Below are 20151 nucleotides of genomic sequence, written 5' to 3'. Positions count from 1 at the left end.
GGCTAGATCCTGCGGTAGTCCACCTCGGCCCAGACGGTCTTGGTGGTGTACGCATCACGCACGCTCCACCCCCACCGGTCGGCGTACGCGGCGACGAGCAGCAGCCCGCGCCCGTTGGTCACGTCCGGTGGGGGCGGCGGCGTCAGCCCCGGAACCCGGGGAAGCCGGTCGGGCCGGGTATCGAGGACCTCGACCCGCACGACGACCGCCGAGAGCGCCAGCCGCACCTCGAAGTCCCGCCCGGGGGTACGGCCATGGGTGACGGCGTTCGCGGCCAGCTCCGCGACGACGGCGACGACCACGGCGCCAGTGACCGTCGCTCGCGGAATCCCCCACTCCTCCAACTGCTGCGCGGCGAGCAACCGCGCGAGCCGCGCGCCGCGATGGCTGGAACTGAGCCTGATCCGAGACGGCGGATACAGGGGCGAAAGCGGCGGAGGGGCGGCGAGTTGGGCGGGGGCGGTCGGCTCCGTCGGGGCGACAAGGGAGGCAATTTCCGACTTCATAGGGTAACCGTCCCGTCACGCGGCTAGCGTGACCAGGGCGGACGGGCGTACCGGTACGGCATGTACGACCAGGGTGCGTTTCTGTACGGGTCACGGGCAGTGACCGGTGCCCCGCCGCGCGTGTTTACACGTGAACCACATTCGCACATCGGCGCATTGGGGTGTGAGGCATGGGAACCAGCCGTCAGAAGAAGCAGCGGGCACAGGACGACGACCGGCCGGGCGTCTGGGTGGCGTACGGAAAGCTGGTCAAGCTCTGGCGTAACAAGTCCGGCCTGACACAGCAGGAACTCGCGGAGGCTGTGGGTTACTCATGCGACCAGCTCGCCTCGATCGAGCAGGGCCGGAGGCCGGCGAAGTCCGCGTTCACGGACGCGGCGGAGGTGGTCCTGAAGGCGGGCGGAACGCTGGCGGTGTTGCAGGACGACGTGGATCTGGCGAAACTTCCGGCGTTCTTCCAGGACTTCGCGCTGATCGAGACGGAGGCGGTCAGTCGGTTCTCCTGTGATCCCATGCTGATCCCCGGACTGCTCCAGACCGAGGATTACGCAAGGGCGTTGGTCTCCGCGCACAGCCCGCCGCTCAGCGAGGAGGTCATTGAGCAGCGTGTCGAGGCCAGGCTCAGTCGACAGAAGCTCCTGACACGCACCCCCATGGTGGATACGTGCTTCGTCATCGGCGAATTGGCCCTGACGAGCATGGTGGGCGACGCAGAGGTGATGCAGGCGCAGCTTCAACACCTGCTGCATCAGGGAACGATGCGCAATGTCGAGATCCAGATCATGCCTCTGGACCGTGGCTTCCACCCAGGGCTGGACGGATCTATGGTCGTTATGGAGACCCTGGAGCATCGCCGGGTCGGCTACATCGAATCCCAGGAAGTCGGGTTGGTGATCACCAACCCCACAACTGTCAGCGCTTTCGGCCTGCGCCATGGCAAGCTGCGCACGCAGGCCCTGAACGTAGAAGAGTCTGCGCATCTGATCGAACGCATGGCAGGAGGATCATGAGTACTGAGCAGGTTGCGCCCTCACCAACCCAACTGACGTGGTTCAAGAGCAGCTACAGCGGATCAGCTGGCGGGGACTGCGTAGAAGTGGCCTGGTTCAAGAGCAGCTACAGCGGTTCGGACGGCGGGGACTGCGTAGAGGTAGCCGTCGCCCCCACCACCGTCCACATCCGCGACTCGAAGAACACCCAGGGCCCCATACTCCACATCCCCGCCGCCCCCTGGACCGCCTTCCTCTCCTTCGCGACCACCGAGCCCCCCGTACCCGCCTGAGTCAGACGAGGAACTCGGCGAGCGGGAAGGAGCGATGGCGACGCGGCGGAACAAGGTAGTTCTGCCGGTGGGTCGTCTGGAGGACCGAGTTGATGCCGGCGTGGGGGCTGCGCGGTGCGACGGGCAGTGTCCTGTCGGGGTAGTGGCCGTCCATCGAGAGCCGAACGAGATTGAAGATCGCAATCGTCGGCTGGAACTGAATGAAGTGCAACCCGGCCGCCGGTGTCTTGCTGTAGTGGTCCGCCGTCGGATCGGATGTGTAGTGGAAGGGATTGTCCAGCGTGTCGAAATCGCCGCGCACGGGGATGGTCGTCCCCGTGGGGTATGCCTTCCCGTAATGACTGGTCGTCGGCGCTGTGGTGCTGTCCACCTCCGACATGCTTCCCGTGTGGCCGTAGGAGTGGTACCGCCGGACCCCTTGCGCCACTTCGGCCTCGCTCTGGCCTGGCGGTTGGAGGGCAAGCGTGCCCGGCGCGGGCGCGGGCGAGAGGCCGGGGTGGAGCATCGCCCCGACGCGGTCCTCGTACTGGGGGAAGTTCCGTTCGTACCAGGTCACCAGATCTTGAAACAGGTGCGAGAGATGCATGGTGGTCCCCTGTTTGAAGTAACCATTGGGCCACTGATCGGTGAGGCCGGGCAGGGTTTCCAGATTGGCGATGACGCCGGGCCCCATATTCGAATCCAGGGTGGTGGCGAAGCCGAGGAAGCCCTGCGCCTGTCGGGGAATCGACTGCGCACCGGGGATATCGGCTGCCAGTGCCAGCTTGCTCGGCAGACCCTGTTGGCCGTAGAAACCGCCCCCGGAAAAGCCCCGGCGGATACTCGTCACCTTGAACAGGCCGCCCGCCCGGTTGCCTCCGTGCCCGAAGAGGACGTCCATGGCTGCCGCGATATTGGCGAGCGAGTCACTGCGGAGTAGCACGGCCACATCATTCTGTTCCAAGCGGACCGGCCCGAAGCCAGGCGGGGGCTCGTCGCTGGGAAACGTCCTGGCCTCCTGCAACGCGTATACGGTCTGCCCCTCCTTCTTGGAGGTCTTCGCGTCAACCGGCAGATACTCCGGGTAGCGTGTTCCCGCTTTGAAGTAGCCCGACGTCTTGCCCAGCGTCGGGATGTAGTGGTGGAAGTAGGGAAGACCCCAGGCCACCGTGGTGCCCACTCCTGTGGGAGTGGACGGAAATCGGCGTTCCACCTCCACGAGTGCGGACTCCAGGTGATGCCGCGCCTCCTGCAACGCCTTGGCATTCGCCGGAACATTCAGCCTCGCGGTAATGACGTGATCGTGCAGGGCCGGCACCCGGACCGCGATCTTGCCCTTGCTGCTCTGCACACCCGAGCCATCGACCATGACCACCTGCTCGTTCTGGAGGATGTACTGCTCCTCGATGGGCCGACTGTCGGCGACAGCGGGCCGGTCCGGTGGTTCGACCATGGTGTCGATCGCCTTGTAGATGCCGGCTGACGCCAGAGCGGCACCGAGAGTGCCCGCCGTCCCTTGGAGAAGGCGTCGCCTGTTCACGTTCCCGCGTGGCCGTCCCGCACGATCGTTTTCGTTGCCATCTGTCATGGAAACGTATTCCTTCACTGTGGAGTGGATGTCCGCCATCACTCGACGTCGAAGGGCTGGCCTGCGCGAATGACCGCGATTGAGGCAGGGGTTGAAAGAGAAGGTGAAGACCAGTGAGGGCGCCGTCGTTGAGGAACGTCACCCGATTTCTGCTCGTGATGCGGGCTGGCTGCCATCGTCATCACCTTCGGTGTCGCGATATAACCACACGCGGTATGACCCATTGAAGCCAACACGCGGCCTGCGACATCGAAGCCGCCATCATTCTGGTGCGGTGATTTACCAGCTGCCTGATGCGCCGGCTCACGCGCACATCAGCTATTGCCGACCAGATCGAGTCGTAGCGATACGGCGTCACTCATCGCATATGCAGTGGATTTGACAGCGCCACCCGCAGTGGGAGGGTTGAAGAGACGTGTGGTTCCGCGGCCTCCCCCGCGGAGCGTCCTGGGCCGTGCGTTGTCAACAGGCCGGCGCCGGGGGCGCGCCGCGAGTGAGCTTCAGAAGGTCGCGGTTTCTGCGCGGGCCCGTGAGCAGAAGACGAGAAAGGACGGTCTCGACATGCGGGCAGCAGTGTACGAAGGACCGCGTACGGTCACGGTGAAGGACGTGCCGGACCCGAAGATCGAGCACCCCTGCGACATTGTCGTGAAGATCACCAGCACCAACATCTGTGGTTCCGACCTGCACATGTATGAGGGGCGGACCTCTTTCGAGACAGGGCGCACGCTGGGACACGAGAATCTGGGGCAGGTCGTGGAGGTGGGGCCGGGGGTCAGCAAGATCAAGGTCGGCGAGTATGTCGTCCTCCCGTTCAACATCGCCTGCGGTTTCTGCAAGCAGTGCGAGAAGGGGCTGACGAACTACTGCCTGACCATGCAGCCGGAGCCCGCCCTGGCGGGGGCCGCGTACGGGTTCGCGGAGATGGGCCCCTATCAAGGCGGTCAGGCCGAGCTGCTGCGCGTCCCGTACGGCGACTTCAATGCCCTGCGGCTGGGCGAGGACGCGGCTGAGCGCCAGGTGGACTACGTGATGCTCGCCGATATCTTCCCCACCGGCTATCACGCCACCGAGATGGCGGACGTCAAACCCGGGGACCAGACCATCGTCTACGGGGCCGGACCGGTCGGCTTGATGGCCGCCTACTCGGCGCTCCTCAAGGGCGCGGGGCGCGTGTGGGTCGCCGACTACCAGCCCGACCGGCTGCGTATCGCCGAGGAGATCGGGGCCATCCCGATCGACACGAGCCGGGAGGATCCGGCCGAGGTCGTCAAGGAAGCGACACTCGGGCTGGGTGCCGACAACGGCTGCGAGTGCGTCGGCTACCAGGCGCACGATCCCCGGGGCAAGGAGGACGCGGCCCTCACCCTCAACGGCCTGATCGACACTGTGCGGTTCACCGGATCGCTGGGAGTGGTCGGTGTGTTCCTGCCCGAGGACCCCGGCGGCGCCGAAGCCCAGGGAGAACTCGAAGCGCAGGGCAAGGTCGCCCTCGACTACGGACTGATGTGGTTCAAGGGCCAGAAGATGGGGACCGGGCAGGCGCCGGTCAAGCGTTACAACCGCGCCCTGCGCGACCTCATCGCCGGAGGGAAGGCCGAGCCGAGCTTCCTGGTCTCCCACGAACTCGACCTCAGCGAGGCGTCCACCGCGTACGAGAAGTTCGACGCGCGTGAGGACGGTTGGACCAAGGTCGTACTCCACGCGAACGGCGCTTGATGTGCGACGCGTGTGACGACGACACCCGCCTCGGGAACCGCGCCTGATCGGGCGCGTGCGAGCGCATAGGGTCTCTCCTCATGGGAACTCTCGTGCGTACGCGCCTGGTCGCGGGTGGTGCGGCGCTGCTGACCGTGGGGGCCGGGCTCGGGATCCGGGGTGTCGGGGGCGGTGACGTCGTCAAGTACGGCGGGGACGCGCTCTACACCGTGCTCGTGTACACGCTGGTCGTGCTGGTCGCTCCCCGGGTGCGGCCCCTCGTCGCCGGGGGTGCCGCGCTCGGGTTCAGCTGGGCGGTCGAGCTGCTTCAGCTCACCGGTCTCCCGGCCGAGCTGGCCGCGCGGAGTGTGCTCGCGCGGCTCGTGCTCGGTTCGACCTTCAACGCCCCTGACCTGCTGTGGTACGCGGTCGGTGCAGTGGTCGCGGGGCTCGGGCACGCGGGGGTGACACGGTGGCGGCGCGGCCCGGGATCCCCGCGGGGCGTTCCGGGCGCAGGGGGCGTTCCGGGTGTTCGGCGCGGCGCAGCTGGCGGTCGATCGCCCGGTCCTTGAGGTGCCAGATCAGCGGCGGCAGACCCAGCAGAACAAACAGGGCGATAAGGGCGAGAACTGTCAGGAAAGTGTCCATGCCCCCACTGTCGTCGGTTCCCGGCACGGAAAGCAGTGGCAGGACTGTCATCAACCATCGAATTACTGCCACACTGGATCCATGCTGAACAATGTGGCCGCCGTCCTGCTGGACGGAGTACATCCCTTCGAGCTGGGCGTCCTCTGCGAGGTGTTCGGCCTCGACCGGAGCGACGAGGGCCTCCCCGTGCACGATTTCGCGGTGGTGTCGGCCGAGGGGCCCGAACTGCGGACCCACGCGGGGTTCACGATCGGCTCGCTGCACGGACTGGACCGGCTCGAAGAGGCCGATCTGATCGCCGTACCGGCCGGTGACTCGTACATCGGCCGCGCGTACCCGCCCGAGCTGCTCGCCGCGCTGCGCCGCGCCGTGGACCGGGGCTCGCGGGTGCTGAGCGTGTGTTCCGGGGTCTTCGTGCTCGGCGCCGCCGGACTGCTGGACGGGCGCCGGTGCGCCGGGCACTGGCGGCACGCGGCGGAGCTGGCCCGCACCTATCCGCGCGCCGTCGTCGAGCCGGATGTGCTGTACGTGGACGAGGGGCCGGTGATCACCTCGGCCGGCACCGCCGCCGGGATCGACGCCTGCCTGCATCTCGTACGGAAGGAGCACGGCCCCGAGATCGCCAACGCGATCGCGCGCCGCATGGTCGTACCGCCGCACCGCGACGGCGGCCAGGCCCAGTTCATCGAGCGCCCGCTGCCCCGCAGCCGCTGTGACACGGTCGGTGACGTCCTCGGCTGGATGGAGCGGCATCTGGACCGCGAGATGACCGTCGAGCAGCTGGCCGAACGTGCCCATATGTCGCCGCGCACGTTCGCCCGCCGCTTCCAGCAGGAGACGGGGACCACCCCGTACCGCTGGCTGCTGCGCCAACGGGTGCTGCTGGCGCAGGAGTTGCTAGAGGCGACGGACGAGACGGTGGACAGCGTCGCCGGCCGGGCCGGGTTCGGGACCGCGGCCGGGCTGCGCCATCACTTCCTGCGGACGCTGGGGACGACCCCGAACACGTACCGCCGTACGTTCCGGGGCCCCTCGCACGCCGCGTGAGGCCCCGGTCCGTGCCGTACGTACCGCCGTACCGTACGTACGGACGTCTTCGGACGACGTACCGACGCCGTACGACCTCAGATGCCGCAGCTCGGTGCCGACCAGAAGCGGCTCGGCCGGTGGTCGACATGGGTGTGGTCGTTGTGGTCCGGGTAGCCGGGGCCGAGGATCCCGTTGAAGCCGTGGTTACGGGCCGTCTGCGCCAGCGTGCAGAGCGAGTGCGGTCCCGAGCCGAGGTCGGCGGAGTCCCCGTAGAGATGGCGGCTGCCCGCCGCGCCGCCGACCGCGGCGTTGCACGCCTGTGAGCGGAAGCCGCTGGTGACCCGGAGGGGCTGGTCGCCCAGCGCGTGGCGCAGCGCCTCCAGCTTCCACATCGTGCGCAGGGCGTTGGACTTGGCGGTGGCCGCGTCCACCGCGCCGCCCGCCCACGTGCTGTTGCAGGTGTTCAGCTCGGCGTAGCTGAAGTGGACCGGGGTGCAGTCGTCGTCCTGGAGCGCGTAGAGCTTGCTGAAGGTCGCGGGGCCCGCGACCCCGTCGGCCGCCAGCCCGTACGCGGACTGGAAGCGCTTCACCGCGGCGGTGGTGGCCGGTCCGTACGCGCCGTCGATGGCGAGTACGGCGCCGGTCCCCGGATAGCCGGCCACCCGGATCTGGAGCTGGGTGACATCGGCGCCCGAGGCGCCCTGGGAGAGGGTGCGGGACCACGTGTAGCAGCCGTCGGCGTGTGCCGTACCGGCCGTGGCGAGCGCTCCCGCCCAGGCGAAGGACATGGCCATGACAAGACTGAGGAACAGTCGGGCGGTGCGTCTGAGCATCGGATCTCCTTGTGCCGGGGCCGAGTTGTACGCAGAGATTGGCGTACGGGTCGACGCGCGTCAACCGGTCCCCCACAAGGCGGAACAGAACTGGAAGAACCCCGATCCGGATGTAGAGATTCCGCGAACGAACCAACCGGGATCACGGCCCAGCGGGTGTACGTGTCGAGCTCGCCGTATCCCCCCTGCTGGCGGCTCATGATCGAGGAGGTCCGCACCCCCCATGAGGCTGCCCCGCATACGTCGCGCGAACCGCACGGAACCCCCGCCCGACGGCGACGACACCCCGGCCGGCCACCGGAAACGGCGCCGTCGGCTCGTCGACTTCCCCCGGAGCGGCCGGCGCGGGTGGCGGCGCTGGGTGCCCTCCTGGAAGCTCGTCTCCTGTCTGTTCCTGCTCCCCGCCGGCGCGCTCACCGGACTGTTCGTCGCCGTCTACCTGAACGTCGAGATCCCGGACGAGCACGACTCCGCGCGTCGGCAGGCCACCGTCTACTACTGGGCGGACGGCAGCCGGATGGTGAGTGTGGGCGATGTGAACCGGCAGGACATCACGCTCGCGCAGGTGCCCGAGTCCGTCCGGAACGCCGTCATCGCGGCGGAGAACGCGGACTTCTACAGCGACTCGGGCGTCTCGGTGACGGGCATCGCCCGCGCCGCCGTGAACATCGTCACGGGCGGGGAGACCCAGGGCGGTTCCACGATCACCCAGCAGTATGTGAAGAACACCTACCTGAGCCAGGACCAGACCCTCACGCGCAAGGTCAAGGAACTCTTCCTCTCCCTCAAGGTCAGCAACCGGAAGCCCAAGTCCGAGATCCTCCAGGGCTATCTGAACACCTCGTGGTTCGGCCGCGACTCGTACGGCGTCCAGGCCGCCTCGTACGCGTATTACGGCGTCCCCGCCAAGGATCTGAACCCCGGTCAGGCCGCGCTGCTCGCCACGCTGCTCAAGGGCGCGGACAGTTTCGACCCGGCCCTCAGCCGCGCGAACCACGAGCGGGCCGTGGACCGGTGGAGCTGGATCCTGGACCGTCAGGTCGAGACCGGCTCGATGAGCGCCGCGGAACGCGCGAAGTACACGTCCTTCCCCGAGCCGAAGCCGCCCGTCAAGCCGACCAGCCAGGCGGGGCAGATCGGCTATCTCGTCGACATCACCAACAAGTACATCAAGAGCCGCTCGGGGATCACGGACAAGGACCTCGCCGGTGGCGGCTACCGCGTCCACACCACCTTCGAGAAGGACAAGGTGCGCGCGCTGGCCGAGGCCGTCGAGAAGGTGCGCGCGGACCGGCTGGACCCGAAGAAGCGCGTGGCCGACCGGCATGTGCAGGTCGGCGCGGCCTCCGTACGGCCCAAGGACGGGGCGATCGTCGCGGTGTACGGCGGCTCCGACGCCATCGAGCACTTCAGCAACAACGCGGACACCTCGGGCGTGCCCGCGGGCTCGGCGTTCAAGCCCTTCGTGTACGCCGCCGCGCTGGAGGACTCCTTCTCCCGGAAGCGGCAGGCCGCGCGGGCCGCCGACCGCGAGAAGAGGCGGCCCGTACCCATGGAGACGTCGGCGCCGATGCCGTCGATGGACCTCACCCTGCCGCTGGTGGACTCGGACAACACCCCGTTCGTGCAGACCGGCAAGGCCATCGGACTGAAGAAGGTCAAGGAGCTGGCGGTCGCGTCGGGGCTGCGCGAGGAGAGCATGGCGAAGCTGGAGCCGACGTTCTCGATCGGCACCTCGACCCCCAGCGCCGTCCGGCTGGCCAGCGCCTATACGACCTTCCTCAACGGGGGCCGGGCGACCGAGCCGTACTCGGTGACCAGGATCGAGCGGAACGGCGTCGCGGTCGACGGCTTCGAGAAGCCCGTGGCACGGCGCGCGATGGAGCAGCACGTGGCCGCCACCGTCGGCTCGGCGCTCCAGCAGGTGGGCTGGAACGCCCTCGGTTCGCCGAAGGACCGGAAGATCTATCTTCCGGTCCTGGCCGGCAAGACCGGTCCCAACGACCGCATGAAATCAGCCTGGTTCATCGGTGCCACCCAGGAACTGAGCACCTCGGTCACGATGTTCCGTACGAAGCCGGATGTCCCGAACCTGCTTCCCATGCAGGGCGTGGGCGGCCCCGACTCCGAGCGGGGCAGCGCGTTCCCGCCGCTGATCTGGAGCGAGTACCACCACGCGGTGGTACCCCCGCCGTCGCTCTCGGAGTCGGCGCTCTCGAAGTCGCCGCCCTCGGAGCCGACGTCCCCTCAGGGGTTGGGGACGGTCTCGTAGCGCGGGGTGTTCTCCGCCATCTGCCGGAGCGCGTCCTTGCGGTCGCGCTTCGACAGACGGTCGATGTACAGATACCCGTAGAGGTGGTCCGTCTCGTGCTGGAGGCAGCGGGCGAAGTAGCCCGTGCCGCGCACCTTGACGGGGTTGCCCTGAGCGTCCTGGCCGCGCACCACCGCGTAGTCGGGGCGCGCGAGCGCCGCGTACGCCGTCGGTACGGAGAGGCAGCCCTCGTTGGAGTCGTCGAGATGGCGCTCGGCGGGCGGCAGCTCCTCCAGCACCGGGTTGCAGATGGCGCCGACGTGCCGTACGCCGTCGTCGTCCGGGCAGTCGTAGACGAAGACCTTCAGGTCCACACCGATCTGGTTGGCGGCCAGGCCCACGCCCTCGGCGGTGTGCTGGCTGGCGAACATGTCGTCGATCAGCGCGGCGAGCTCGTCACCGAACTCCGTGACGTCCCGGCACTCCTTGTGGAGCACCGGATTCCCGACGACGGTGATCGGGCGGGACGTGCCGCGCTCGCGGTGCGCCAGCTCGCGCGCCTCGGCGTCCTCCGTGTCCACGACGAACCCGTCCCCCGGCTCCGCCACCGAGGTCCCACTGTCGATCCGCTGGTCCGTCTCCTGCTGCGCCATGTCCGCAGTACGCCTTCCTCGGTACCCGATGCTGCCTGCACGATCCGTGCGATGTGCCCATACAGCCTAAGGGCAGCTCTCGGGGAGTCTCAGCATGTTCTCGGCACCGGCGGACCTCGTGGCCCTCAGCAGACCTCTTCGAGATCGCGCCACTCGCGGGTGTCCGGGCTGTCGGCGACCCAGCCGTCCAGCAGGCCCCGTACCAGCGCGGCCGGGGCGGCGATCCCGCACTCGCGCTCGGGGGCCCACAGCTCGCCGGCCGTGCGGTGGCCCAGCGGCCCCGGATGGCCCGGCTCGCTGTGGTCGTGCGGGTCGAGATGTTCGCCGTCGCCCTCGGCGCTCGGCATCGTGGACTCCGAGCAGGCCCGGCAGAGGAGCCGTACGGACGACGACCAGTCCTCGGCGGCGAATCCGGCGTCGGCGGCCAGCCGCTCCAGGGCGTCCCTGTCCTCCTCGGTCGCCGCTTCCAGCAGCACCACCCACGTGGGCACGGGAGAAGGGGCCCACAGCTCGATCTCGTCGAAGACCGGATAGGCACGGGTGGTGCCGTCCGGGCTCGACGCGGTCGTGCGCTCACCGTTCGGTACACCGTCGTGCAGGACGACCTCGCCCCAGCGCCTGCCCGACGACGGCAGCGGGATCGAGAGCACTTCTATTCTGGCCGGATCGAGACGGCGGCCCCAGACGACCTCGGCCTCGCCCTCCGGCGAGAGCCTGACGGCCGCGCTGCCCAGCTCCATGCCCTCGGGCTCGCCGTTCGCCTCGACGGTGTGCGGATTGCCCGGCACCCGCAGTCCGTACGCCTGCCAGGCGCGGCGGGCCAGCGGCCAGTCCTGGAGCGCGGTGGCGGCGATCCCGACGTTCCACCAGTCCGGCGCGCCGGTCTCCTTGTCCAGCAGGGCCACGGCGCGCAGCCCGGCGGCGCGCGCCTGCTCCCAGTCGTGCCGGAACTTGTGCAGCAGCGCCAGATTGAACCAGGACTCGGAGAGCCAGGGTTCCAGATCCGCCGCGCGCGTCAGCAGCGCTCCCGCGTCCTCGTACCGGCCGTCACCGATCAGCGTGAACGCGCGGTCGGTGGCCTGCCGCCACGAGGCGGAGGGCCGATGCCGTACCTTCCCGAAGATCCTCACGATTCCCGCCTGCCGGTCGTTCGGGTCAGTGCCCCCGGACACCACAACTTGCTCTTCTTCGCATCCAACCATGCTCGGTCGGACGCCCGCTCATTACCCATGGGTTACCCCATTCGACCAGGGTCCCGGCCGCCCCCGGGAGAGCACGCGTGCCAGGGATTCCACCACCTCGGGCTGGTAGTCGTGCGCCGTCCCGAGCCGGAGCCGCTCCAGCGCGCCGAGCGGTCCGCTCGCAGTGGCACATTCCCCGGCCAGATCGTCGTACGCATTGACGGCCCGGACGATCCGGGCGGACATCGGCTGTTCCCGGTACGGGTCCGCCTGCCGTTCCACCACCACCGCGACGGCGGCGGGCACCCCGGTCTGGCGGACGACCGCGCCGCCGAGCAGGGCGATCCGCCGCTGTTCCGCGACGGGCAGCAGGGCGGTGGCACCGTCGGGCACCGGATCGACGAGGGACAGCTGGCCGATGTCGTGCATCAGGGCGGCGTACTCCAGGACGGTCAGTTCGGGGCCGGAGAGCCCCAGCTCGCGGCCGACGGCCAGGCTCAGTTCCGCGACCCTGCGGGCATGGCCCTGGGGGGTGTACCCGGCGATCTCGGTGGCGCGGGCGAGGGAGGCGATCGTCTGCCGGTAGGTCGTGCGCACGGCCGCGTACCGCCGCATGGACAGCTGGGTCAGCAGCAGCGGCACACAGAACACGGGCAGCGCCCACAGCCCGGCGACGGCGACCCCGAGCGCGATCACCGCTCCGGTGGCACAGACGGCGGAGCCGATGTGCAGCAGCGCGCGCAACTCGTCGCGGAGCAGGGGCCCGAAGGGGTGGCGGGTGCGGGCCCACAGGACGAGCGCGGCCAGTACGGCGTCGCAGAGCGCGGTGAGCCCCAGCAGCAGGAGCAGGAGCAGGGCGTAGCCGGGGCCGACGCCGAGGCGTTCCCGCAGTTCGGCCGAGTCGTAGAGCGGCTGGAAGCAGAAGGCGGCGAAGCCGACGGTGAGAACGCGTCTCACGATGTGGTCGAGCGCGGGCCCGCGCCCCCGGGCGACATGCGGTACGGCCCCGGCGAGCGCGGCGATGAGGACGACGGTGACGGTCTGGAGCACACCGTGGCCGACCGGCTGTCCGGCGTTCTCGCCGAGCAGTGCGTACGCGAGGGCCCCGGCGGCGGCGATCGGCGCGGGCTCCCGCTCACCGGGCAGCGCGCCCCAGCGCGCCAGCTCACCGACGGCGATGAGCACGCCGAAGGCCAGCGCGATGCGGGGGTCGGCGAGGCCGTGCCAGAGCGTGGAGCCGAGCCCGGCGGCGGTCAGCAGCGCCGCCGCGCCGTACACCACGACGACGGTGCGGGAGACGGGGCGGCGTCCGGCGGCCGGCGCCCCGACCGCGGCCGAGGTCATCTCCCGCCACTCCCGCCGCTCCGGCCGGTCCCACCGCTCCGGCCGGTGCTGGTGGTACGGCCGGTGCTGGTGGTACGGCCGCCGGGGGGACCGGCAGGCGGGCCGGCGGCGGGCGTCCGGCCAACACCGCTGGTCCGGGCAGGAGGGACGTTTCCGCGCCCGGCGACGGCAGGGACCGGAAGGGCGGTGGGGACAGGGGGCGGGACCTCGTCCGCCGTGACCGTCGTCTGCCAGCCGTGCCGGTCCAGCGCCCGTGCCAGCGCCCGCACCATCCGCGGATCGAACTGCGTCCCCGCGCACCGCTCCAGCTCCGCCAGCGCGGTGGGCACCGGCCGCCCCCGCCGGTAGGAACGGGTGGAGGTCATCGCGTCGAAGGCATCGGCCACGGCCACGACCCGGGCGAACTCGGGGATGCGCGTCCCGGCGAGACCGTACGGATAGCCCGTGCCGTCGAGCCGTTCGTGGTGGTGCAGGATCGCGGACCGCGCCTCGCCCAGGAATCCGATGCCGCGCACCATCTCGTGCCCGTACTCGGGGTGCAGTTCGATCACCCTGCGCTCCTCGGGTGTCAGCGGGCCGTCCTTGCGCAGCACCCGGGTCGGGACGCCGAGTTTGCCGACATCGTGCAGGATCCCGGCGAACCGGAGTACTTCGATCCGCTCCTGCTCCATGCCCAGCTCATGGGCGATCAGCACGGAGGCGTGCCCCACCCGCTCACTGTGTCCGCGGGTGTACCGGTCCTTGATGTCGACGGCCTGCACGAGCGCCCGGATGGTGGCCTGGTGGGCGGCGCGCTCGCGGTGGTACTGGGCGAAGACCCAGCAGGAGATGTACATCGGCAGCAGCACGAAGAGCGCGGAGAGCGGCCCGAAGGGGCTGCGCCACAGGACGGCCATCATCAGCCCGGCGAGCCCGTGCGCGCCGAGCGGCGCCAGCGAGCGCGGCAGCAGCCCGCGCCAGGCGGTGCGCAGCGGCAGCCGCTCGGCGGTGACCAGGATGCCACCGTCCAGCGCGGAGAGCACCAGGCAGAAGGCGAGGGCCGCGGCTCCGGCGGGCAGCAGCACGTACGGGAAGTCGGGCGTCGTCAGCCCGTACCCGCCGCCGCCGAGCGCGACGGGACCGCCGAAGAACACCTGCGCCCACGCCGCCGCCCAGGTCGCGACGGTGAGCTGGGCCGCGCGCCAGATCCGCCGCGGGCTCCGCGGGCGCCGCTCGATCCGGCCGAGCAGCGCGCCCGGTACGGCGACCAGCGCGGCGGCGGCGGGCGGGAGCAGGAGGGCGGCGGCGAGCAGCACGGGGAAGAACGATCCGGCGACGACCGGTGCCGAACCGTTCACCGAGTGTCCCGGGCGGCGGCAGCGGGCGGGCAGCTCGCAGAAGGCGTACACCGCCGCCAGCAGCGCCATCGCTCTCCAGGGCATGTCCGGGCGCAGCGCGGCATGGACGCAGAGGGCCGCGCAGAGCGCGATACCCAGGATGTAGACGCGCGCCGCCACCGGAATGGCCCTCACGGCGTAGTCCCCTCTTCTCGGCCCGGCCCAAACAGAGGGTCAGGTTAGCGAGTTGGGGGGCGATCATCCGGCGTTTGCCGCGGATTAGCACCTTCGGGTGACAGCAGTGCTATACACGGACAAACGGTGGGTACGCGCGCGCGAGAGTCATGCGCGGGGTGCGCGAGGGCACGCGGGGTGCGCGAAGGCACGCGAGCTGCGCGGGGCGGGAAACGCGCGCGGATGGGCTCGAACACGCGTGAAGGCGCACCGCGCCGTGCGCGATACGCCCTCTCGTCGGTCCGCCTGTTCTCTTCCTTGGATTCTTGGATCCTTGGATCTATTCCTTGGCGACGCCCGGAAGATCCGCTCCGGCCGTCGACACGTCGTGCTCGGGCACGGCCTGGCCCGACCTGATCAGATCGATCCGCCCCATCACCTTGGAGCGCAGATCGGCCGGTACGTCGTCCTGCCCGCAGCACCGCTTGACCAGCTTCTTCACGGCCTGTTCGAGCCCGTACTTCTCCAGGCACGGAGAGCACTCCTCGAAGTGCACCTCGAACTTGGTGCAGTCGCTGTCGGGCATCTCGCGGTCGAGGAACTCGTAGAGATGATCGAGGACCTCGGCGCAATCCGTCTCATGCGGCTCTCCGCAGCTCATGAGTCCGAACCTTTCCGATCGTCCAACGACTCTCCGACACCCGCCGGGACGAGCCCACGGTCACGGGCGTAGTCCTCCAGCATGCCGCGCAGCTGGCGGCGGCCCCGGTGCAGTCGTGACATGACCGTACCGATGGGGGTTCCCATGATGTCCGCGATCTCCTTGTACGCAAAGCCCTCTACGTCCGCGAGATACACGGCGATGCGGAACTCCTCGGGAATCGCCTGGAGCGCGGCTTTCACGTCGGAGTCCGGAAGATGGTCGAGCGCCTGCGACTCCGCGGAGCGCAGTCCGGTCGACATGTGCGACTCCGCGCGCGCCAGCTGCCAGTCCTCGATCTCCTCGGCGGCACTGCGCTGGGGCTCGCGCTGCTTCTTCCGGTACGAGTTGATGAATGTGTTCGTGAGGATGCGGTACATCCACGCCTTGAGGTTGGTTCCCTCACGGAACTGGTGGAAGGAGCCGTACGCCTTGGCATAGGTCTCCTGCACCAGGTCCTCGGCATCGGCCGGATTGCGCGTCATACGCAGGGCGGCCGAGTACATCTGGTCCAGGTAGCCCAGAGCATCCCGCTCGAAACGGGCATTGCGCTCGGCGGTGGTCTCTTCGATGTGGCCGTCGTCGGTCGCTCCGTCGGTCCCAGTGACCGGACCCACCTCCTCCAACGATGTGGCGGGACCGAATGCGGACCCACTCGAATCGGAGAATAGTCGACCTTGATGTGCCGGGGCCTGCCGGTCCGTCCCACCGGCCGCCCGAACGGAAGCGGTCTTGGCCGCGGAAAGCACCGTCCACTCCAGGTCAGTGGCGTCTGAGCGGCGCGGGCAGATGGTCGAACCCATACGACGGACTCCCTTTCGTGCTCTGTCTACCGATGCTCTTGACAACAGCGACCTCGCGCCGGGCATTCCCCGGAGGTTTCAACGGGCCGCGGCCGGGACAGCGAGCCAGGCGGCGACGCCCTCGGTGAGGATGTCCAGGGCCTCGTCCTGGGAGAGGGGCGCCCGCTTGGGCACGGCGAACCCATGGTCGCCGTACGGCACCTCCAGCAGCTCGTACGCGCTCCCCGGGGCGCCCCCCGGCAGTCCGGCGTACTCGTCGGGCCTGCCGAAGGGGTCGTTCCCGCCCTGGACGACCAGGGTGGGCACGCCCGCTTCCAGCAGCTCGGCGGCGCGGGACTTCTCCGGCCTGCCCGGCGGGTGCAGCGGGAAGCTCAGCGCCAGTACGGCGTGCGCGCCCAGCTCACGCGCCGTGCGGCAGGCCACGCGCGCCCCGGCGCTGCGCCCGCCCGCGACGACCGGCAGGCCCGGCTTCTCCAGCGCGGGCCAGAGCGCGCGCCAGCCGGTGTCGAGGGTCTTCGGCGCGGGCGCCAGCTTCTTGCCCGCCACCCGCCAGGGCTGCTCCACCAGGGCGACGGTGATCCCGAGCGGGGGCAGCGCGGCGGCCAGGGCCCGGAGATCGCGCGCCTCGATCCCGCCGCCCGCGCCATGTCCGAGGGCGAGGACGCGGCGGGGCCGCTTCGCGGGATGCCAGGTGATACGGGCGTCCCCGGCGGGGGTCTCGACGGTCTGCTGGTCCGGCTCGGCTGCCGTGTCGCTTGTCACACAGCCATCCTCCGTCACCCGGCCACCCCGGCGCGCGGAGGCTTGTGCGCCTGCCGCCACGAAGGCGGTCGCGTCAGCGCGTCAGAGGCCGGACGTCAGGAGCCGGGAGGCAGCAGAAGTCAGAAGAGCGTGCTCTCCTCCGGCGCGGGAAGCTCCTCCAGCAGCTCGGGACCGTTGTTGCGGACGTTGCTGACGGCCGTCGTGACCGGGTACGCCCGCATCAGCCCGGCCGGCGGCGGGGCGAGCAGCCCCCGCAGCTCCTCGGGGTCCGTACGGGCCGGGTCGAGCCAGGCGTCCCAGCGGTCCGGCGTCAGCATCAGCGGCATCCGGGGGTGGATCTCCGCCAGCGATCCGGGGCCCTCGGCCGGGGCCACCGCCAGCGGGGTCGTCTCCGCCTCGGTGGTGATCACCGAGCAGGTCACCCACCAGGCCGAGGGATGGTCGTCCGGCAGTGTGCGGTCCCGCCAGAACTCGTACAGTCCGGCCATCGCCATGACCGAGCCGTCGGCCGGGGTGACGAAGTACGGCTGCTTGCGGGGCCGCTTCTTCCTGCCCTGCTCCTCCAGCTGCCGCTCATCGGATCCGGTGACCCACTCGTAGTAGCCGTCGGCCGGGAGGATGCAGCGCCGTGAGACGAAGGGCCGCCGGAACGACGGCTTCTCGTGGACGGTCTCGGCACGCGCGTTGATCATCCGAGCCCCGCCCTCGGGCGTCTTGGCCCAGGACGGTACGAGCCCCCACTTGAGTTTCCGCAGCTGACGGACAGGACCGGGGTCCGCCGCCTCCTTCACGGGGCGTTCCAGGACCGCGTAGACCTCTTTGGTCGGGGCCACGTTCCAGTCGGGGGCGAGGGTTTCCTCGGGCTCCCACTTCTCGATGCCGAAGACTCCCTGAAGGTCCTCGGGCCGACGGCTCGCCGCGTACCTGCCGCACATCCTCAACCGCTCCTCTGGCCTGCGATGGCGCCAGGTTACGCCGAACAGGTGGGGCTTCGCGGGCGCCTCGGCGGACCCGTGGCCCCGGGGACGACTCACCGTTTCCGGCTCACGGCTTCCCGGTTCACAGCTTTCCGGCGGAACCGGTGTGAGGCACGGCGGCGTTTTCCTCCGTAGGACACCTCGGTGCCACACTGCCACGACCACCACCGCACCGCCCCGCCCCGCGCACGACGCCACCGAGCTGAGGAGCCGCCCGAGCAATGGCCAGCATCGACTCCGCCTCCATCGGCGATCTGTGGGATCGCGTCTTCGGTACCCAACCCGCCCCGGAGGAGTGGCTGGTGATCGTGACGGCGGTCGTCGCGCTCGCCGCCGTCGTACCGCGTCCGCTCTGGCGGCTCTCCCGTAACGCGATAACCATCGCGCACGAGGGCGGCCACGGACTGATAGCCCTGGTCACCGGACGCCGGCTCGACGGCATCCGGCTGCACTCGGACACCTCGGGCCTGACCGTCAGCCGGGGCAGGCCGACCGGCCCCGGCATGATCCTCACCGCGGCCGCCGGCTACACCGCCCCGCCGCTGCTCGGTCTCGGCGGCGCCTGGCTGCTCTCCGCGCACCACATCACGCTGCTGCTGTGGCTGGCGACGGCCCTTCTGCTCGCGATGCTGGTGATGATCCGCAACGCGTACGGCGCGCTCACGGTGATCGTCACCGGGGCGGCCTTCCTGCTCATCTCCTGGCTGACCGAACCGGACGTCCAGGCGGCGTTCGCGTACACCGCGGTCTGGTTCCTGCTCCTCGGGGGCGTACGCCCCGCCTTCGAGCTCCAGTCGAAGCGCCGGTACGGCGGCGCCGGGGACTCCGACGCGGACCAGCTGGGCCGGCTGACGCACACCGCGCCCGCGATGTGGCTGTTCCTCTTCCACGCCGTCTCGCTCTGCTCCCTGATCGGCGGCGGGCGCTGGCTGTTGGGCCTGTGAGACCGACAATTCGGCCTCTCATCCTCCAGCCCTCTTATCACCCGCTGATTACGCCCTGGTTTCTCCGTATTTGATCAGGATCGAGGTCCCTCAAGAACCACTAAAGTATTGGCCATGACCGAAAGCTCCGTGCAGCCCGCCCTCTGGCCCGCCCCCTACGCAAACGGGGCCGTCGAAGCGACGGTCACCGTGCCCGGATCCAAATCGGTCACCAACCGCGGTCTGGTCCTCGCCGCGCTGGCCGCCGAGCCCGGCTGGCTGCGCCGCCCGCTGCGCTCCCGCGACACCCTCCTGATGGCCGACGCGCTGCGGGCCATGGGCGTCGGCATCGAGGAGACCGTGTCGTCGTCCAGTTCCGCCGCCGCTGCCGTGCCTGGTCCGAGCGGCGAGGCGTGGCGGGTGATCCCCTCGGGGCTGCACGGCCCGGCCACCGTCGACGTCGGCAACGCCGGTACGGTGATGCGCTTCCTGCCGCCCGTCGCGACGCTCGCCGACGGCGCCGTCCGCTTCGACGGCGACCCCCGCTCCTACCAGCGTCCGCTGCACAGCGTCATCAACGCCCTGCGCGCGCTGGGCGCCCGTATCGACGACGACGGACGCGGCTCGCTCCCGCTCACCGTGCACGGCGGCGGCGCCCTGGAGGGCGGCGCGGTGGAGATCGACGCCTCCGCGTCCTCCCAGTTCGTCTCGGCGCTGCTGCTCTCGGGAGCGCGCTTCAACCAGGGCGTGGAGGTACGGCACGTCGGCTCCGTACTGCCCTCGCTGCCGCACATCAGGATGACGGTCGACATGCTGCGCGGGGTCGGCGCCCAGGTCGACGAGCCCGAGACCGGCGGTGAGCCGAATGTCTGGCGGGTCTCGGCGGGCGCGCTGCTCGGCCGCGATCTGACCGTGGAGCCCGATCTCTCCAACGCCCAGCCGTTCCTGGCCGCCGCGCTGGTCACCGGCGGCCGGGTGACCGTCCCCGACTGGCCCGAGCGGACCACCCAGCCGGGTGACGCGCTGCGCGAGATCTTCACCGGGATGGGCGGTTCCTGCGAGTTCGCCGAGACGGCCGAGGGCACCAGCCTCACCTTCACGGGCACCGGCCGGATCCATGGAGTCGATCTCGATCTGAGCGAGGTCGGGGAGCTGACCCCCGGCATCGCGGCGGTCGCCGCGCTCGCCGACTCGCCCTCCACCCTGCGCGGCGTGGCCCATCTGCGGCTCCATGAGACGGACCGGCTGGCCGCGCTCACCAAGGAGATCAACGAACTGGGCGGTGACGTCACGGAGACCGCGGACGGGCTGCACATCCGCCCGCGCCCGCTGCACGGCGGGGTGTTCCACACGTACGACGACCACCGCATGGCCACGGCGGGTTCGATCATCGGCCTCGCCGTCCGCGGCGTGGAGATCGAGAACGTCGCGACGACCGCCAAGACCCTGCCGGACTTCCCTCGGATGTGGACGGACATGCTCGCGGGAGCGGGAGCCTGACGCG

Annotated in this window: 19 protein-coding genes; 8 read left to right on the top strand and 11 right to left on the bottom strand. The window is 70.0% G+C overall.

Translation table 11 applies throughout. The features are described 5' to 3' along the window. Positions 1–2: 2 nt before the first annotated feature. Entirely contained in the window at positions 3–506 is a 504-nt protein-coding gene (locus ACIOGX_RS36025; protein ID WP_401918939.1) for an ATP-binding protein, read from the bottom strand. Between the two features lie 170 nt (positions 507–676). Here ACIOGX_RS36025 and ACIOGX_RS36020 point away from each other — a divergent pair, with 170 nt between their 5' ends. Further along, complete coding sequence (locus ACIOGX_RS36020) at positions 677–1516, top strand: helix-turn-helix domain-containing protein (protein ID WP_401918937.1); 840 nt, start codon at positions 677–679, stop codon at positions 1514–1516. Next, the gene (locus ACIOGX_RS36015; protein WP_401918935.1) at positions 1513–1788 is read left to right on the top strand and encodes a DUF397 domain-containing protein; all 276 of its coding nucleotides are present in this window, start codon (positions 1513–1515) and stop codon (positions 1786–1788) included. The genes ACIOGX_RS36020 and ACIOGX_RS36015 overlap by 4 nt, the downstream gene beginning before the upstream one ends. Position 1789: 1 nt before the next feature. Here the strand turns inward: ACIOGX_RS36015 and ACIOGX_RS36010 are convergent, their stop codons facing one another. Beyond that, positions 1790–3355, bottom strand: coding sequence for a hypothetical protein (locus ACIOGX_RS36010; RefSeq protein WP_401760938.1), 1566 nt, complete (start codon positions 3353–3355; stop codon positions 1790–1792). A 561-nt stretch (positions 3356–3916) separates the two neighbouring features. Between ACIOGX_RS36010 and ACIOGX_RS36005 the strand changes: the two genes are divergently transcribed. The 3 genes from ACIOGX_RS36005 (at position 3917) to ACIOGX_RS35995 (ending at position 6748) form a co-directional block, all read left to right on the top strand. Next, the gene (locus tag ACIOGX_RS36005) at positions 3917–5074 is read left to right on the top strand and encodes a glutathione-independent formaldehyde dehydrogenase (protein WP_356512318.1); all 1158 of its coding nucleotides are present in this window, start codon (positions 3917–3919) and stop codon (positions 5072–5074) included. A gap of 80 nt (positions 5075–5154) precedes the next feature. Then, on the top strand, positions 5155–5625 hold the full coding sequence (locus tag ACIOGX_RS36000; RefSeq protein ID WP_401918932.1) for a DUF2809 domain-containing protein: 471 nt from the start codon (positions 5155–5157) through the stop codon (positions 5623–5625). A gap of 157 nt (positions 5626–5782) precedes the next feature. Next, positions 5783–6748 carry a helix-turn-helix domain-containing protein gene (locus tag ACIOGX_RS35995; RefSeq protein ID WP_356512320.1) on the top strand — a complete coding sequence of 322 codons (966 nt, stop codon included), beginning with the start codon at positions 5783–5785 and terminating at the stop codon, positions 6746–6748. A 77-nt stretch (positions 6749–6825) separates the two neighbouring features. Here ACIOGX_RS35995 and ACIOGX_RS35990 read toward each other — a convergent pair whose 3' ends face one another. Then, positions 6826–7563 carry a D-Ala-D-Ala carboxypeptidase family metallohydrolase gene (locus ACIOGX_RS35990; RefSeq protein WP_356512322.1) on the bottom strand — a complete coding sequence of 246 codons (738 nt, stop codon included), beginning with the start codon at positions 7561–7563 and terminating at the stop codon, positions 6826–6828. A gap of 223 nt (positions 7564–7786) precedes the next feature. Between ACIOGX_RS35990 and ACIOGX_RS35985 the strand changes: the two genes are divergently transcribed. Then, positions 7787–9835 (top strand): transglycosylase domain-containing protein, encoded by a 2049-nt coding sequence (locus ACIOGX_RS35985; protein WP_401918930.1) that lies wholly within the window; start codon positions 7787–7789, stop codon positions 9833–9835. On the opposite strand, the gene def is transcribed toward ACIOGX_RS35985, so the two are convergent. The 8 genes from def to ACIOGX_RS35945 all read right to left on the bottom strand — a co-directional run bounded on the left by def (position 9811) and on the right by ACIOGX_RS35945 (position 17682). Then, positions 9811–10467, bottom strand: coding sequence for a peptide deformylase (gene def / locus ACIOGX_RS35980; protein ID WP_356512326.1), 657 nt, complete (start codon positions 10465–10467; stop codon positions 9811–9813). The two genes, ACIOGX_RS35985 and def, sit on opposite strands and share 25 nt — an antisense overlap. Before the next feature lie 125 nt (positions 10468–10592). Then, positions 10593–11597, bottom strand: a complete 1005-nt coding sequence (locus ACIOGX_RS35975; RefSeq protein ID WP_356512423.1) for a hypothetical protein — start codon at positions 11595–11597, stop codon at positions 10593–10595. 93 nt (positions 11598–11690) lie between these two features. Further along, a complete protein-coding gene (locus tag ACIOGX_RS35970; RefSeq protein WP_356512328.1) occupies positions 11691–12992 on the bottom strand; it encodes a metal-dependent phosphohydrolase in 1302 nt (433 codons plus the stop codon). After that, the gene (locus tag ACIOGX_RS35965; RefSeq protein WP_401918927.1) at positions 12989–14503 is read right to left on the bottom strand and encodes an HD-GYP domain-containing protein; all 1515 of its coding nucleotides are present in this window, start codon (positions 14501–14503) and stop codon (positions 12989–12991) included. Before ACIOGX_RS35965 ends, ACIOGX_RS35970 begins: the two co-directional genes overlap by 4 nt. 319 nt (positions 14504–14822) lie before the next feature. Continuing rightward, positions 14823–15143: a mycothiol system anti-sigma-R factor gene (rsrA, locus tag ACIOGX_RS35960; protein WP_129770423.1), complete on the bottom strand. Its 321-nt coding sequence runs from the start codon at positions 15141–15143 to the stop codon at positions 14823–14825. Beyond that, positions 15140–15799: a sigma-70 family RNA polymerase sigma factor gene (locus ACIOGX_RS35955; protein ID WP_193564036.1), complete on the bottom strand. Its 660-nt coding sequence runs from the start codon at positions 15797–15799 to the stop codon at positions 15140–15142. Before ACIOGX_RS35955 ends, rsrA begins: the two co-directional genes overlap by 4 nt. A gap of 264 nt (positions 15800–16063) precedes the next feature. Continuing rightward, positions 16064–16747, bottom strand: a complete 684-nt coding sequence (locus ACIOGX_RS35950) for an alpha/beta family hydrolase (RefSeq protein WP_401918924.1) — start codon at positions 16745–16747, stop codon at positions 16064–16066. A 119-nt stretch (positions 16748–16866) separates the two neighbouring features. Next, the gene (locus ACIOGX_RS35945; protein WP_356512334.1) at positions 16867–17682 is read right to left on the bottom strand and encodes an SOS response-associated peptidase; all 816 of its coding nucleotides are present in this window, start codon (positions 17680–17682) and stop codon (positions 16867–16869) included. A gap of 263 nt (positions 17683–17945) precedes the next feature. On the opposite strand from ACIOGX_RS35945, the gene ACIOGX_RS35940 reads away from it, so the two are divergent. Beyond that, complete coding sequence (locus ACIOGX_RS35940; protein WP_384764339.1) at positions 17946–18668, top strand: M50 family metallopeptidase; 723 nt, start codon at positions 17946–17948, stop codon at positions 18666–18668. Between the two features lie 114 nt (positions 18669–18782). After that, positions 18783–20147, top strand: a complete 1365-nt coding sequence (aroA, locus tag ACIOGX_RS35935; RefSeq protein ID WP_356512336.1) for a 3-phosphoshikimate 1-carboxyvinyltransferase — start codon at positions 18783–18785, stop codon at positions 20145–20147. The last annotated feature ends 4 nt before the right edge of the window (positions 20148–20151 follow it).

The sequence above is a fragment of the Streptomyces sp. NPDC088147 genome, assembly GCF_044741565.1.
GTDB lineage: Bacteria > Actinomycetota > Actinomycetes > Streptomycetales > Streptomycetaceae > Streptomyces.
This window is presented reverse-complemented; position numbering and strand designations above follow the sequence as displayed.

Excerpts from the sequence above, each read along its gene's own strand:
- ACIOGX_RS36025 (WP_401918939.1), bottom strand. The coding sequence starts at position 506 with ATGAAGTCGGAAATTGCCTCCCTTGTCGCCCCGACGGAGCCGACCGCC.
- ACIOGX_RS36020 (WP_401918937.1), top strand. The coding sequence starts at position 677 with ATGGGAACCAGCCGTCAGAAGAAGCAGCGGGCACAGGACGACGACCGG.
- ACIOGX_RS36015 (WP_401918935.1), top strand. The coding sequence starts at position 1,513 with ATGAGTACTGAGCAGGTTGCGCCCTCACCAACCCAACTGACGTGGTTC.
- ACIOGX_RS36010 (WP_401760938.1), bottom strand. The coding sequence starts at position 3,355 with ATGACAGATGGCAACGAAAACGATCGTGCGGGACGGCCACGCGGGAAC.
- ACIOGX_RS36005 (WP_356512318.1), top strand. The coding sequence starts at position 3,917 with ATGCGGGCAGCAGTGTACGAAGGACCGCGTACGGTCACGGTGAAGGAC.
- ACIOGX_RS36000 (WP_401918932.1), top strand. The coding sequence starts at position 5,155 with ATGGGAACTCTCGTGCGTACGCGCCTGGTCGCGGGTGGTGCGGCGCTG.
- ACIOGX_RS35995 (WP_356512320.1), top strand. The coding sequence starts at position 5,783 with ATGCTGAACAATGTGGCCGCCGTCCTGCTGGACGGAGTACATCCCTTC.
- ACIOGX_RS35990 (WP_356512322.1), bottom strand. The coding sequence starts at position 7,563 with ATGCTCAGACGCACCGCCCGACTGTTCCTCAGTCTTGTCATGGCCATG.
- ACIOGX_RS35985 (WP_401918930.1), top strand. The coding sequence starts at position 7,787 with ATGAGGCTGCCCCGCATACGTCGCGCGAACCGCACGGAACCCCCGCCC.
- def (WP_356512326.1), bottom strand. The coding sequence starts at position 10,467 with ATGGCGCAGCAGGAGACGGACCAGCGGATCGACAGTGGGACCTCGGTG.
- ACIOGX_RS35970 (WP_356512328.1), bottom strand. The coding sequence starts at position 12,992 with ATGACCTCGGCCGCGGTCGGGGCGCCGGCCGCCGGACGCCGCCCCGTC.
- rsrA (WP_129770423.1), bottom strand. The coding sequence starts at position 15,143 with ATGAGCTGCGGAGAGCCGCATGAGACGGATTGCGCCGAGGTCCTCGAT.
- ACIOGX_RS35945 (WP_356512334.1), bottom strand. The coding sequence starts at position 17,682 with ATGTGCGGCAGGTACGCGGCGAGCCGTCGGCCCGAGGACCTTCAGGGA.
- ACIOGX_RS35940 (WP_384764339.1), top strand. The coding sequence starts at position 17,946 with ATGGCCAGCATCGACTCCGCCTCCATCGGCGATCTGTGGGATCGCGTC.
- aroA (WP_356512336.1), top strand. The coding sequence starts at position 18,783 with ATGACCGAAAGCTCCGTGCAGCCCGCCCTCTGGCCCGCCCCCTACGCA.